The organism is Cellulomonas sp. GbtcB1 (assembly GCF_019091725.1).
In the GTDB taxonomy this organism is placed as follows: Bacteria; Actinomycetota; Actinomycetes; order Actinomycetales; family Cellulomonadaceae; genus Cellulomonas.
The window spans coordinates 1-244 of the sequence record NZ_JAGXJG010000440.1 but is presented as its reverse complement, the minus strand read 5'-3'; the positions used below and the strand labels follow the sequence as shown (position 1 = coordinate 244).

1 pseudogene is annotated in these 244 nt (G+C 77.0%); it reads right to left on the bottom strand.

Annotation, left to right across the window (positions count from 1 at the left end):
* Nucleotides 1-244, bottom strand: a pseudogene (locus tag KVT14_RS20975) (serine/threonine protein kinase); the annotation flags it as partial.

Genomic DNA, 244 nt, shown 5'->3' with positions numbered 1-244 from the left:
GAGCGCGGCCATCGAGCCGATGAGCTCACCCCACCGCGGCCCGAACCGCTCGGGCTGCGGCACCGGCCGGTGCAGCCGCGCCACCGCGGACGTCAGCGCGTCCCCGGGGAACGCACGCCCGGCGGTGAGGCACTCGACCAGCACCAGCCCGAGCGCGTACACGTCCGACGCCGCCGTGAGGCGACCGCGGGTCGCCTGCTCCGGGCTGAGGTAGGACGGCGTCCCGAGGAGCTCCTGGGTCGCG